This is a genomic window from Colwellia sp. MB02u-6, assembly GCF_014077095.1.
Classification (GTDB): Bacteria; Pseudomonadota; Gammaproteobacteria; order Enterobacterales; family Alteromonadaceae; genus Cognaticolwellia.
Window position 1 is genome coordinate 300,343 of the sequence record NZ_JACGVG010000038.1, and the last position, 13,710, is coordinate 314,052.

The 13,710-nt window shown below is 38.3% G+C and carries 10 protein-coding genes; 5 read left to right on the top strand and 5 right to left on the bottom strand.

The window, feature by feature from the left end; all coding sequences use genetic code 11:
- Positions 1-15 precede the first annotated feature (15 nt).
- From H4J46_RS16245 to H4J46_RS16255, 3 genes are all read right to left on the bottom strand, one after another.
- Positions 16-291, bottom strand: coding sequence for a hypothetical protein (locus H4J46_RS16245; RefSeq protein ID WP_182198101.1), 276 nt, complete (start codon positions 289-291; stop codon positions 16-18).
- 210 nt (positions 292-501) lie between these two features.
- Complete coding sequence (locus H4J46_RS16250) at positions 502-1,644, bottom strand: serine hydrolase (RefSeq protein WP_182234653.1); 1,143 nt, start codon at positions 1,642-1,644, stop codon at positions 502-504.
- Positions 1,645-2,125: 481 nt separating this feature from the next.
- Positions 2,126-2,290: a hypothetical protein gene (locus H4J46_RS16255; RefSeq protein WP_182234655.1), complete on the bottom strand. Its 165-nt coding sequence runs from the start codon at positions 2,288-2,290 to the stop codon at positions 2,126-2,128.
- Positions 2,291-2,493: 203 nt separating this feature from the next.
- Between H4J46_RS16255 and H4J46_RS16260 the strand changes: the two genes are divergently transcribed.
- Positions 2,494-3,516, top strand: coding sequence for a LacI family DNA-binding transcriptional regulator (locus tag H4J46_RS16260; protein WP_182234657.1), 1,023 nt, complete (start codon positions 2,494-2,496; stop codon positions 3,514-3,516).
- A gap of 72 nt (positions 3,517-3,588) precedes the next feature.
- Here H4J46_RS16260 and H4J46_RS16265 read toward each other — a convergent pair whose 3' ends face one another.
- Positions 3,589-5,115: an MFS transporter gene (locus tag H4J46_RS16265; RefSeq protein ID WP_182234659.1), complete on the bottom strand. Its 1,527-nt coding sequence runs from the start codon at positions 5,113-5,115 to the stop codon at positions 3,589-3,591.
- Between the two features lie 150 nt (positions 5,116-5,265).
- Positions 5,266-7,767 (bottom strand): TIM-barrel domain-containing protein, encoded by a 2,502-nt coding sequence (locus tag H4J46_RS16270; RefSeq protein WP_182234661.1) that lies wholly within the window; start codon positions 7,765-7,767, stop codon positions 5,266-5,268.
- A 498-nt stretch (positions 7,768-8,265) separates the two neighbouring features.
- Here H4J46_RS16270 and H4J46_RS16275 point away from each other — a divergent pair, with 498 nt between their 5' ends.
- The 4 genes from H4J46_RS16275 (at position 8,266) to H4J46_RS16285 (ending at position 13,709) form a co-directional block, all read left to right on the top strand.
- Positions 8,266-9,927 carry an alpha-glucosidase family protein gene (locus tag H4J46_RS16275; protein ID WP_182234663.1) on the top strand — a complete coding sequence of 554 codons (1,662 nt, stop codon included), beginning with the start codon at positions 8,266-8,268 and terminating at the stop codon, positions 9,925-9,927.
- Positions 9,928-9,946: 19 nt separating this feature from the next.
- Positions 9,947-11,746, top strand: a complete 1,800-nt coding sequence (locus tag H4J46_RS16280; RefSeq protein ID WP_182234665.1) for an alpha-amylase family glycosyl hydrolase — start codon at positions 9,947-9,949, stop codon at positions 11,744-11,746.
- A gap of 513 nt (positions 11,747-12,259) precedes the next feature.
- Positions 12,260-12,388, top strand: a complete 129-nt coding sequence (locus tag H4J46_RS17425; protein ID WP_259365913.1) for a hypothetical protein — start codon at positions 12,260-12,262, stop codon at positions 12,386-12,388.
- A gap of 250 nt (positions 12,389-12,638) precedes the next feature.
- Entirely contained in the window at positions 12,639-13,709 is a 1,071-nt protein-coding gene (locus H4J46_RS16285) for a transporter (RefSeq protein ID WP_259365914.1), read from the top strand.
- The last annotated feature ends 1 nt before the right edge of the window (position 13,710 follow it).

Here is a 13,710-nt window from a genome sequence, read left to right on the forward strand (position 1 = left end):
GTCCGGTTGAATTGCTTATGTGCACTTCTTACTTGAGTCATTGTTTAAGCTTCGTGTAAGCATGCCACCAAAAATATTTAAAATGCCTTCAAGAGTATCTGAATTTTGATTGTTTTTAACCTTGTTTCCGTGAGTGCCACTCTTGTTTTTATTCTCATGTCTTTCGATTGCATTATCACCTGCACCGACAACAAAATCACATGCAACATTCGTTGGCTTAGTTGTTGAGCAACCACCTAAAGAAACTAAACATGAGATTATGATAATTTTTACTGAAACTTTTGAGAACATACAAACTCCATGTGCACTAACGCCTCATTAATAGGCAAATACTATGTTGGCTAAAATAAGCGACGCAGGAGCAAACAGCCAACTGTTATTTGTCTTACTGTAATACCTTGTTATGTAAAAAGTAAACGTAAATACTTCTTTTCATTTAACTCGTTATGCTAGAAAATATTTGAGGTTATTTAGACAATTATTTTCAATGTTAATCTTTTATTATTTAACGCTTATCTCTAATAATTCTCTCATCATTTGTCTGCCAAAGTTGACAAACTTACCTCCACCACTTGAAGTTAACATAACTACTCCAACACCATATTCTGGAGAAAATAAATACTCACAGCCATAACCATCTAAATCGCCACCGTGAAACAATACTGTTTCAGAAAACAGAGGAAACTGATTACTTGCTTCAAACATTCCAAGGCCATAGCTTAATCCAGGGTATTTCTCACCACCCTGAGTAAATTTAGTATCATATTTTATTTGAGTTGAAACGAGCGGTGAGTTCTCTCCACTTTTACTAAATAACGAGTATGCCTTCATTTGTAACACCATAAGATGAGCCATATCATCAATGCTTGAGTAAACACCGCCATGTGGCGTTAACAATCCCATATCCCATGGCTTAGTCAGAACTTGGCGATCATCTTTTCTGTAAGGAAAAGCTTGTTGAGTGTTCTTTTGGCTTTCAGATAAATTTACCAGTGTGTTTGGAAGCTCATATTTATCAGAAATATAATATTTAACTAATTGAGCATAATTTTTATTTGTCACTTTGCTCAAGACATATCCAAGTAGGGCGTAATTAAAGTTTGAATAGTCCCATTTTTCATTCACTTTAAAGCTTAATTTCATCACTTTTAATGCACTTAATAGCATTTGTTCATCATAACCACCTAAAAATGCATCACCATCAATCCTAGTGACGTTTTTGGGATAATTTGGTAAACCAGAACGATGTGTCAATAAATGTTCAATCGTTAATGATTCAAACTTTGACAGAGAGTTTTTTGGGAAAGCATCGGGTAAAAGGTCAATAACACGGTCAGTTAGCTTAAGCTCCCCCTTATCAATGAGCTCCAATGTAATAATACTGGTTAATACTTTCGACTGAGAGCCAATTTGAAATAACGTTTTGGAGTTTATTACTTGCTTAGTTTCTCTATCTCTTACACCTAGTCCAGATGTAAACACAACTTTTCCTTGTTGAATAATGCCAACAGCTATTGCCGGAATATTTTCCTTAGCCATAAAGCTTTTAACTTGTTGTTCGATTTTAAGCTTATCTACTAGAGTAGTCTGAGCGAATACTGGTGGAATAAGGAATAAAGAAAGGAAAGCTAACTTTTTTATCATGATTTATCTCGTTTTAGTAAAGTTGGCGACTATTGCCAAATCTTAATTTTCTGCATAACAGCTTATATATGTATGTATGTATGCGTTTAAGCATCACACTCGCCAAAAGTAACATTAAATTAACATTAATTTTCAGTACTTTCAAGGCATTAGAAACTAGTAATGCTAAATCACATGTATATTAGGGTGTGTTACTAAGACGCCTTGTAACACACCTCGAAAAATCATACTGACTTCCATATAAAAGGGCATTACATCGTTTACGCTAATAGATAATTCAAAAAAAATATATGGCAAGATTTTTAACTGCAATGTCAGTAATGCAGACAAATTAGCATTAGTAGTTTTATGATGAACGACCTTTTACCTAGCTAAATTATGCTTAATTGATGCTTGTATCGACTTTTAATGGTGACAAAAATTGTTATTCTTTTATGCTGCTTTGTGTACAAAACGCCATAGAGAATTTATTTAGCATCCATTAGCGCTGCGGTATCATCAAAGATGTTATTTTTACTATTGAAGCAATATCGTCTGTATAAGTTAATGAGCCTGTAACAAAATCTGTTACAGGCTCAAGTAAATCAATAATTGTCTGATGAGCTTTTTTTGTTTTATTAGTATCAATGTTATCGAGAAAGGCCATAATCCTTCCAATGATATTAACATTTTTACAGGGATATTATTATCAATCATAGGCAGAATTTATAATGATCTGGTTATGACGTTTGCGCGCTACATACACTATATACTTCTGTTACTTGCTCAGGTATATTCTCATTATCTTCGTTTTTAAATACACCTTTAAAGACATTGTTTTTTAAACATATTTTTTTAGAGATTATCCAAGTGAAAGAAAAAGCTACTTCTTTTGATATCGCCTACCAAGCAGGTGTTTCTCAGTCAACAGTCTCTAGAGCACTACGCAATAGTCCTTTAGTTAATGCCGATACTCGACAAAAAATTCAGGCTATTGCTACAGCATTAAATTACAAAGTAGATAAAAATGCCAGCAACTTACGCTCACAGCATTGTGACACTATTGCCTTGTTATTATTTGAAGACCCCACCAATGACAATTCAGCGATTAATCCCTTTTTCCTTTCTATGTTAGGTAGCATAACGAGAGCTTGCGCACATAAAGGTTATGATTTATTAGTCTCTTTTCAACAAGCGAGTAATGACTGGCACGCAGATTTTGAAGACAGTAATAAAGCAGACGGCCTGATATTATTGGGCTATGGCGATTACGTCGATTATGAAGAAAAGTTAATTAAATTGAGTGAACAAGGAACACACTTTGTGCGCTGGGGTGCAGAAGTCAAAAATTTACCTGTCGTCTCTATAGGTTGTGATAATTTTCTTGGCGGCAAAGAAATTACTGAGCACGTGATTAAGCAAGGGAGAAAACACTTTGCCTTTTTAGGCAGTGCCTCTAGTCATGCGCCTGAATTTTTCGATCGCTATAAAGGCCATTGCCAAGCACTAGAAGATAATAGCTTAGTAGTGAACACTAACATGCAGTTTAATGCCTTTTACACGGAAGAGGCAGGTTACAAGGCGGCTTGTGAATTGATAGCAAGTGGGCAAGAATTTGATGCAATTTGTGCGGCTAGCGATTTAATTGCCATTGGCGCGATGAGAGCACTCAAAGAACGTGATATCAACATACCTGAGCAAGTGGCTGTTGTTGGCTTTGATGATATTGCTATTGCTAGCTTTACCTTTCCTCCTTTAACAACGGTTAAGCAAGATACTCAAATAGCCGGTGAGCTATTAGTAAACACCTTGCTTGACTCAATTAATGGTAAAGAGACTTCAACGACCTTAATAACGCCAGAATTAGTGATTAGAAAATCCTCTGGCTATTAACTAGTAACTACTGGATATTAACTATTAGCACAAAGCCTAATAGTTAATATCCGTAACGCGGCGCTTAAATTGTTAGTCAGCATTTTGGCTTGCTATTTTATCCTCGGTACCGTCTTTGACAAAATAGACCGACAGAGCCGCTAATATCATTGAGACACCCGCCATCATTATAATGTAAACCGCTTGGTTATCAAAAACGGCGGTTAATATCCAGCCAGCAAAAATACCTGAAACAATTTGCGGCGCAGCAATGGTGAAGTTAAATATTCCCATATAAACGCCTGTTTGTTTCACGGGTAATGAGCCCGCTAAAATGGCGTATGGCATGGCTAATATTGCCGCCCAAGCAATACCAATACCTACCATAGGTAAGAATAAGTCTACTGCGCCTTGTGGCACTTCAATTTGAGTAATACCCAAGTTGACCATGATTAACTCAGGATTTTGCATCAGTATAATACTTAAGTAACCAATACCACCGGCAAGTAACGAGACAGAGTATGTTAGCTTACGACCAATTTTACTGGCTACTTTAGCCATAAATAATGAGGCTATCGCGGCAAAAAAAGAGTAAGCAGCGAAAATGATGCCCACCCAATCTCCAGCGCTGCCTTTTGCGTTAGCAATATGTGCAGGTATGGTACCGATAGAGGCTAAATAATCTGGGTCAAACCATTTAGCCTCAATACCCCAAATATGCTGAGCGATAGCTGGCATGGTATAAACCCACATAATAAATAATGCAAACCAAGAAAAAAATTGCACCAAGGCTAATTGTTTCATGGTACTGGGCATGGTTTTCATTAGGCCAAAAAATTCAGCCAATTTATTGCTAAGAGTCTGCTCAGTATCGCTTTGTTCTAATGGGGCTAAGCCATGAGTGCCTGGGGCATATTCTTTGGTTCTAAATACTGTCCACAATACTGAGCCTAGCATGACTGAGGCGCCAATATAAAAGGCCCAAATAACGGAAGGGGCAACTGACCCTGCGCTGCTAGCGGTGTTTTCTAGGCCAACAACATTAGTCAGCACGAAGGGCAGTATGGAGCCAAAAACTGCACCAATATTAATTAAAAAAGATTGGATTGAATAGCCAATATTACGCTGCTCAGCGGGCACCATGTCAGATACCAAAGCGCGGAACGGCTGAAAGGCTAAATTGAACGACGCATCCATTAAGGCTAGCATCATAGCGCCAAAAAATAAGGGCGTAATAAAGCTAGCTAAGGTCGCTGAATTTGGCATTAATAGCATGCCAATAGCCGCCGCAAATCCGCCGGCTAAAATGTAAGGGTTACGTCGACCTAGACGATTCCAAGTTTTGTCTGATGCGGCGCCTACTATGGGTTGAATTAACAATCCCATAATGGGCGCGACTAACCAAAATAAGGATAAAGAGTGTAGATCAGCCCCTAAGTCTGAAAGTATTCGGCTGGCATTGGCATTTTGTAAAGCAAAGCCAAACTGCACGCCTAAAAAACCAAAACTTACGTTCCATATTTGCCAAAAATTAAGGCGGGGTTTTTGATGAGCGGTAGAGGTGTTTTTATTTATACTTTCATTGATACTTTTATTAGTATCGGCATCAGTTGTGGTCATGTAGCGGACTCTTATAATTAATGATTTTAGCGAGTTTAATAATCTAAATATACTCATAATAACGCTGAACAGCTATCTCCTACATACGTATTCAGCGGTATAATAAAGCGGTATCTTGCGTCTTAACTTTACAATTTCGGTGCATTTTACTTAATTATCTATACTGAGCGTTAATGGTTGGTGTTGCCAATTAAATTTCACTGTTAGTGTCTTTGCTGTTTTATGCCAATAAACCTCAGACTCGGCTGTATTAGGGCCTATTTTCAATTTTTCATCTGCAAGCGTGATGTTTTTAGGCATAGTAAGCCAATGATGAATGATTAATGAAATTTGCCTGTTTTCTGGCATGTTGGGGTAACCTTCACCGGTGTGATTAAAGGAAAATACGATATTTTTTTCACCTGAGTCATGCTTGTTGAGATTATTTTGCTTGGCGCTAAAGTGTAATATTTCATACTGATTTTTTGATAATGATTGCAAGCTTTTACCATCATCTTCATACATTTCTCCTGCACTGCGCTTAACTGAATCATCGGCGTAATAATGTAGCGTTAGCTGGCTGCTATCGTAATCTTGGGTTGATTGAATATCGTCAATCATGGGAATAAACGCACCCGCGCGAACCAATACAGGCAGGGTGTCTAGGTTAGTGGCTAAAGAAATGGTTTGCTCGCCTTGATACTTTTTCTCGGTGAAGTAATCAAACCAAACGCCTTTGGGTAAAAGTATTGATACTGATTTTACGCCAGCATCTACAATGGGTGTTACTAAAAAAGCATCGCCCCAAAAATAACTGCTCGCATTGTCCATTAAGCTTAGGCTTCTCTGATTTTTAAGCTCATTTTCAGACTTATCTTTAAGCGCGCCATCAAGCTCATATACAGTCGTTTCATTAAGCTCATTAGCAAAAAATAGCGGGCGCATTAAGGGCATACCCGTGGTGCTATTTTGATAGGCTAAGGTGTAATTGTAAGGCAGTAAGTTATATCTGAGTTTGATAAATTTTCGCAAAATATCTTGGGTTTCTTTATCATGAAATACGACTTCGGGCGCTATATTATCTTGTGCATGTGGACGATAAATCGGTTGAAATACGCCGTATTGTAACCAGCGAATATACAGCTCTTTATTAAAAGTTTCACCGCCGGCAAAGCCGCCTAAATCTGAATGGGTATAAGCCATGCCTAACACACCCATTTGTAGGCTAAGCTCTACTTGGGGTTTTAATCCGCCCCAAGCGCGACTTACATCACCAGTCCATGGGATCATGCCATAGCGTTGTGAACCGGCAAAACCTGAACGCATCAAAATAAATGGCCGCTCGTTGGGTGCTAAGCTTAGCTGGTTTTCAAAAACCATTTTAGCCCACTGATGACCATAAACATTATGAATAGCATCGCCATTGACCACGTTACCGTCGCTTAAGGTATGTAAAATGTCACTAGGGTGAACCTCTGGCTCACCTAAATCACCCCACCAACCCGTTACACCTTGCTGATATAAAGTTTTATATATGCGATTGAACCAGGTTTTGCCTTTATCGCTAAAGACATCAACTAAGCCGGTATTGCCAAAGTAAAAGTCAAAACGCTTGGCGTTACCGTTAGTGTTTTTAGCTAAAGCCTGACTTTTTTCGGCATCAGCCCATTTTTTCGAGCTGGTCAGTACAAACGGCTCGGTGATTAGTATGGTGTTCACGCCTTGCGCTTTAATGTCACTGATCATTTTTGTTGGGGTGGGAAAGGCGGCTTTATCCCATGCTAAGTTACCCATGTGGCCTTGAATGTCTTTACCAAACCAGTATAAATCGAGTATTAACGCATCAAGAGGAAAGTCTAAGTCGATAAATTTATTAACCGTATCTCGTACTTCTTGTTCAGTGCGATAGCCAAAACGCGAGGCATAGTTACCTAGCGCCCAGCGTGGTGGCATAGGTTGCTTACCGGTAACATCAACATAATTATTGATCAGTTCAGGGTAAGTCTTGCCAGCAAAAACCAGATAAGACATGCGACCTGATACCGCTTCAAATTGCATAATGTTTTGTTCTGACTTGCCTAAATCCATCCAACCTTTTGCTGAGTTATCAAATAACAAAATGTATTTATTACTCGAGAATACGGCAGGTAAACTGAAATTCATTTGGTTTGATTGGGTTTCATAACCGTAATGTGCGCGATTATATAACGGCATACGATGACCACGCCTGTCCATACCTAATACCCGTTCACCACCACCTAAGAGTTTTTCGTTTGCACTTAACTTAAAACGAAAGCCTTGCACGTTATACGCTTGATTATTTTCTGCCGCTGTACTGAGAAAAAATCCGGCTTCTTCTGAAACTAACAATTTTTCGCCTTGATAATAGCTAATGCTAAAAGGCGATTTATTAATGACTGCGTTAAGTTTTCCAGCAGAGAGTATCAGTTGCTGGGGATTTTCGCTGACCAAAATTTTTTGCTTTAGGGCCTGTTCTTTAATGGCATATGAAGGTAAAAATGCGGCATTATTGCGTTTATTTTTATATTGATAATGTGCTTCAATCGCATAGTCGCTATAGGCACTTAAGGTCAAGGGTCCTAGTGTTGTGGTGATCACTAAGCTCTGATTTTTTAGTTGATGGTTTAGGTAGCTATTTTTTTCGCTGGCCATGGTTTGGAGCGCGAATAAGAGTACAAACAGACAAGTACTTTTTATCAGTAAAAGTGAACGCAAGATAAAGCCCTTTATTGAATTGAATTTTTTATCTAATGACCAGGATAATAACCTGACTCAAGCTAACACAGCACTTTGAATACGTATGCAAGCTTGTGTTAGTTATATTATGTTATTAGTCATAATTAGGTTAATAGGCAAAGACATGGTGTTATATCGGCTATATTTACAACTCGTAAGGTTTAGCTCGTAAGTCTTAGCTGATCACTTTATATCGAGCAGGTCGGGTATAAGTCATGGGAAATATTCCCCCCACAAGCTACTACATACGTATGCAAAATTAAGGAAAATCAATGCATACGTATGCAAAGGCTATTCCCCACCAAATGAATTGCGTATTCTTATGCTGTAATAATAAAGAGAGAATTCAAGAGCAAGTAATAACCCTAGTTTTAGTGTCTTAAATGAATTCAAAATACAGCGTGGAGTTTTATAATGAGTGAACAAATGTGGTGGCGTGGTGCCGTAATTTATCAAATTTATCCGCGCAGCTTCTATGATAGCAATCAAGATGGTATCGGTGATCTGCCTGGCATAATCAGTAAGTTAGATTACATTGCTAGTTTAGGCGTTGATGCTATTTGGATCTCGCCATTTTTTAAATCACCCATGAAAGACTTTGGCTATGATATTAGCGATTATCGTGATGTCGATGCTATTTTTGGTACTTTAGCCGATTTTGATGAATTAATTGCTAAAGCACATGAACGCAATATTAAAATCATGATAGATCAAGTGTTGAGCCATACATCAGATCAGCATCAATGGTTTATTGATAGCCGTGAAGACCAAAGCAATGATAAATCTGACTGGTATGTTTGGGCTGATGCTAAAGAAGACGGTACCGCGCCTAATAATTGGTTATCTATTTTTGGTGGTAGCGGTTGGACATGGGAACCTCGTCGTCAGCAATATTATTTGCATAACTTTTTAACTAGCCAACCAGATCTTAATTTTCATCAGCCACAAGTGCGAAAAGCTGTGCTTGATAATGTTGAATTTTGGTTAAAGCGCGGTGTGGATGGTTTTAGGCTAGATGCGATAAACTTCTGTTTTCATGATGCTCAACTGCGTGACAATCCGGCTAAACCAAAAGCATTAAGACAAAGTATCGGTTTTGATGAAAAAAATCCTTATGCTTATCAATATCATTATTTTAATAACACCCAAGATGAAAACTTAGTTTTTATTGAATCTATTCGAACCTTATTAGATCAATATCCTGGGACCGTCACTTTAGGTGAAATATCTTCAGAAGACTCATTAAAAACCATGGCAGAATATACCCAAGGTGATCATAGATTACATATGGGCTACAGTTTTGATTTACTGACTGATGAATTTTCCGCGACTTACATTAAGCAAGTTGTACAAACGCTTGAAGAACGTGTGTCTGATGGTTGGCCTTGTTGGGCGATTTCAAATCACGACGTACAACGGGTGATCAGTCGTTGGGGGAAGAGTCAAAATGCAGCGCAAAATGCTGATTTAGCTAAAATGCTATTCGCCATGATTTCCTCTTTACGCGGGAGTGTCTGTAGTTTTCAAGGGGAAGAGCTTGGTTTAACTGAAGCTGACATTGCTTTTGAAGATATTCAAGACCCTTACGGTATTACTTTTTGGCCGCAATTTAAAGGCCGCGATGGTTGTCGTACGCCGCATCCATGGCAACATGATGAAATTAATGCCGGTTTTAGCCAAGCTAAGCCTTGGTTACCTGTGGCGGTTGAACATCAAGAAAAATCGGTGAATTTACAAGACGGTTCAGCAGACTCAGTGCTCAATAGTTATCGTCATTTTACCCAGTGGCGAAAACAACACAGTGCCTTGCTTTATGGTGATATTGCTTTTGTTGATTCGCCAGAGCCGATACTGGCTTTTATCCGACAAGATAGCGTTGAAAAACTCTTAGTGTGTTTTAATTTTAGTGATCAAACTCAAGCGTTCTCACTTGATTTATTCAACGATGAACTCTTAGCGCTAAGCGATCATAATTTAACAACCGTTCAGGTTATTAAGGGCAAAACGGTTGACGGTAAAACGCTTGATAGTAAAGTGATTTTACCCGCTTTTGGCTGTTTTTATGCTTCCTTATAACGTGATATAGAGAATATAAATGATGAGAAAATTGTTATCCCTTTGCAGTTTATGCGCGCTAACCTTAGTAGTTAATGTCAAACTATATGCTGGCGAAGTCAGTGAAAACTTTACGGCAAAAGCGGTTAAATTAGCGCCCTATCAACAACGAGACTTTCAGGATGAAATTTTTTACTTTGTCTTACCAGACCGATTTTATAATGGCGATAAAAGTAATGATTTAGGCGCGGCAGCAAATGATACCAAACGTGCTATATCACGTGGTGGCTTTGATAAAAAAAATAAAGGTATGTATCACGGTGGTGATTTAGCCGGGCTGACAGAGAAATTACCTTATCTTGATAATATGGGCATAAGTGCTATTTGGTTAACACCGGTATTACGCAATCAAGCGGTGCAAAACGGCAGTTCAGGTTATCACGGTTATTGGATTGTAGATTTTAGTGAGATAGACCCACATTTAGGCACGAATGCAGCATTAAAAAACTTTATTGATAAAGCCCACGAGCGCAATATTAAAGTATTTTTCGATATTATTACCAACCACACAGCTGATGTTATTAAGTATAAAGAATGTCACAGCAGTGATGGCTTAACTTGGCTGCTTAAAGATAAAAACTGCCCGTTTAAGTCACTAGCACAACTTGCACAAGGTGATACCTATACACCCTTTATTCCAACAGGTAGTGAAAACCTGAAAACACCGGCATGGCTAAATAGTGTTGATGTTTACCATAATCAAGGTGATTCTCATTGGGTGGGTGAAAGCGCCATTCGTGGTGACTTTGCTGGTCTTGATGATGTTGATACCAATAGTGAGCAAGTGGTTAAAGGTATGATTGATATTTACACCGCCATTATTGATGAGTTTAAACCTGACGGCTTTCGTATTGATACAGTAAAACACGTTAATATGGCTTTTTGGCAAACGTTTTCACCTGCCTTGATAGCGCATGCTAAAACACAAGGTATTGATAACTTCTTTATGTATGGCGAGGTCTATAGCTTTGAGCCTGAGCTGCTAAGCCCTTTTACTGTAGAGGGAAAGCTGCAATCAGTTTTAGATTTTGCGCTACAAGGTGCACTTCAACAAACCTTGGTTGAGCAAAAAGGCACTGATGTGCTCGCTAAATTATTTGCTCAAGATTATTTATACCAAACGTCGCATCAGGATATTGAAAATACTAATGCAAACCAACTGGTTAACTTTACTGGTAATCACGACATGGGGCGCTTTGCTTATACCTTAAAAGAAAGTGACTATAACTATAGCGAAGCAGAGCAAATTCAACGAAATTTGTTAGCCCACGCCCTGTTGTATTTTAGTCGTGGTGTGCCGGTTATTTATTATGGTGATGAGCAAGGTTTTGTTGGCGATGGTGGTGATCAAGCCTCACGCCAAGACATGATGCCATCTCAAGTGGTTAGTTATAATGATGATGATTTATTGGCAAGCAATCATACCACCGCAGATGATAATTTTGATACCAGCCACTTGTTTTATCAAAACTTTGCTCAGTATGCCGAGTTATACCAGCAATACCCGGCGTTACGTTTTGGCAAACAAAGTACGGTATACGCGCAAGGCAAACCCGGTATTTTTGCTATTACGCGCTCACATACCTTTTCGTTAAATGAACAAGAAAAAGAGCAAACTTTACTGATTGTTTTTAATACCGCCGATCAGGTTAAAGCACTTAAGGTACTTAATAGCGCTATTTATAACGATAAGCATGCGAAGCGGCTTTATTTATCAGCCGCTAGCCAAGGCGATGATAAAATAGCCCCGTTAAGCTTTGCTATTTATCAGTTGCAATAACCTACCACCAGGTTATTAACGTCTAGCTTAAGCTTTTACTAATCTTACCTAAGATACTGCCGACATCTGATAAATAAATCGACGGTTGTTTATGCCTTTAAACAGGTATGAATTAACAAGGCAGGTATCTGAATGATTAACCCTACAATAGGGAACACTATATTCCCAGTTCTCTGTTCACTAATGGGTTGTAGCTCAAATTACCTCGAGCAGAACAGTGCCAGCTTAGATAACATAAAACCAGTGGAATATTTTCATTAGCGGCGACGTAAAGTTAAACCTACCACCATCATATTGGATAATATTAGCAACACTTGCTCAAACATATTTAAAGCTTGTCAAAAAAGTGACATTGAATTTGCGGTTTGGGGTGACGAACTCCTTGATCAGTAATAGCTTAAAAGTTCATATCCAGGGTTTAAGAACAAAGTAGATAAACCCTTCCATACTCCTATACCTGTGATCAATGAAGATGCTTGATTTTACGCTAAAAGATGATCAGGCTAGTAACCAATGAATATCAAACTTACACCAAAATTAAAAATAGCCTTAGCATTACAACACAGTAAAGTTCGTGATGGTTATGAACGTGAACGTATAAAAGCCGTTTTATTATATGCAAAGGTTGGACTGTTGTCATAATAGCTCATGTACTTGTTCACGAAAGTACAATATCTCGCCATATTAAGGACTTTATAGCGGAGCATAAACTTATCCCTGAGAAGGGTGGCTCGTTTAATCACCTTGATGAAGAACAAACCAAACAGCTCATTCCTCATTTAAGTGAAATTAATCTTATTAAAAAGATAAACAGAGTTATAGTTAATAGAAATAAGTTATGGTTTGTATCGGCGGTTACTAGTTAAATATTAACCTAATCGAGGTAATAAAAATGAAACATTTAATCATATCAATAATACTGCCAGTGTTAATTTTATTCTCATGCCTTCCATCTATCGCACAAAATACGCCGTCTGAATTTGCCGAAATGACTATGCAGCAGCTTTTTAATCAAAGTATTTATGACGGTAAACTATATAATGATTTAACCTCACCATGGTCATTGACCTATCAATTCAAATCCGTGGAATTTGAAGGATATCTTGATGGCACCAAAACTTTAAGTTTTGATGACGTTCTTTGGAATGGACCGAGCGAACCGCGAACCACTAAAAACTTCCCTGTTTTACCTACCCTTATTACACAAAAAGCCCAAATTTTTTCTTTGGGGTACCAATTTAGTCCTCATTGGCATGGGCGCATATCGGTGCCTTATATTCAACAAAGCACCGATCACCTTAGTATTGTGAGTAATTATGAATCTTTTACCCTCAAATCCAATGGAGTTGGTGACACATTGGTTTTAGCCAGTTATAAATGGTTCGCCTCTAATGCCAACCAAGGATTCTGGCGTTTTTCGTTTGGTTTAAGCCTACCAACAGGGGCGATTGATGTAACGGGCGATACGCCAAGAGAGCCAGGGGAACAGCAACTTCCTTACACTATGCAACTGGGCTCTGGCACCTATGATTTTCCGCTTGAATTTAGTTATCAAAATGGCGGTGTATACGATTTTAATGTTGACCTATCTGTCAATATACGAACAGGTACCAATGATCGAAATTACCGGTTAGGTAACAACTACAGTCTAAATGGTGGTTATAGAATGGAGCTATCTCCAACAATACAAACTTTTGCGAGTCTGAACGTTAAGTACAGTCAGCCTATTTATGGCCAGGATGATTCTTTGTTAGTTAACTCTCCATTTTCATATCCAGCCGGAATTACCAACCCAGATCTCTATGGCGGTAAGAAAATTAATGTCCGAATAGGCTTTTTATGGCAACTGCCCCCAGACTTTCTATTTAGTATAGAAATAGGTAAGCCTGTTTATCAAAACTTGAATGGACCACAGCCAAAGGAAAAATGGCAAAGTGCTATTTCGATTTCAAAAGTGATGTGAT